At 65.3% G+C, this 1,085-nt stretch carries 1 protein-coding gene; it reads left to right on the forward strand.

All coding sequences use genetic code 11. The annotated features are described in order from the left end of the window. Positions 1-1,085: phosphonoacetaldehyde dehydrogenase (gene phnY, locus H0X91_RS34685; protein ID WP_196433821.1), on the forward strand; the 1,085-nt coding region annotated here is incomplete at both ends.

The following is a 1,085-nucleotide window of genomic DNA, read 5'->3' on the forward strand; positions in this document are numbered from 1 at the left end:
GTGCTCACGTTCGGCGCCGGCGAAGTGCTGAAGGACGACGGGCAGATCTTCTCGTGCGATCTGACGCCGCACGGCAAGAAGCGCCGCGTGTACACGCAGCGCGATCCGCTGCTCGGCGTGATTTCGGCGATCACGCCGTTCAACCACCCGATGAACCAGGTCGCGCACAAGATCGTGCCGTCGGTCGCGACCAACAACCGGATCGTCGTGAAGCCGTCGGAGAAGGTGCCGCTGTCGTGTTATCTGTTCGCGGACATCCTGTACGAAGCCGGCCTGCCGCCGCAGATGCTGCAGGTGATCACCGGCGACCCGAAGGAAATCGCCGACGAGCTGATCACGAACCCGGCGATCGACCTGATCACGTTCACCGGCGGCGTGTCGATCGGCAAGTCGATCGCCGCGCGGATGGGCTACCGGCGCGCGGTGCTCGAACTCGGCGGCAACGATCCGATCATCGTGATGGAAGACGCCGATCTCGACGAAGCGAGCACGCTCGCGGTGTCGGGCTCGTACAAGAATTCGGGGCAGCGCTGCACGGCGATCAAGCGGATGCTCGTGCACGAGGCGGTGGCCGATCGCTTCACGGCGCTCGTCGTCGAGAAGACGCGCGCCTGGTCGTACGGCAACCCGTCCGATCCGTCGGTCGACATGGGCACGGTGATCGACGAAGCGGCGGCGAAGTTCTGCGAGCAGCAAGTCAACGACGCGATCGCGCGCGGCGCGCGGCTGCTGGTCGGCAACGTGCGCGACGGCGCGCTGTATTCGCCGACCGTCGTCGATCGCGTGACGCCCGACATGCCGCTGGTCAAGCACGAAACCTTCGGGCCGGTGTCGCCGATCATGCGCTTTCGCGATATCGACGAGGCGATCCGGATGTCGAACAGCACCGACTACGCGCTGTCGTCGTCGGTGTGCACGAACCGCTTCGACCACATCACGCGCTTCATCACCGAGCTGGAAGTCGGCAGCGTGAACGTGCGCGAAGTGCCCGGCTATCGGCTCGAACTGACGCCGTTCGGCGGCGTGAAGGATTCGGGGCTCGGCTACAAGGAGGGCGTGCAGGAAGCGATGAAGAGCTTCACGAA

Origin of the sequence: Burkholderia sp. 9777_1386, from assembly GCF_015712265.1 — a bacterium.
Lineage (GTDB): Bacteria > Pseudomonadota > Gammaproteobacteria > Burkholderiales > Burkholderiaceae > Burkholderia > Burkholderia cenocepacia.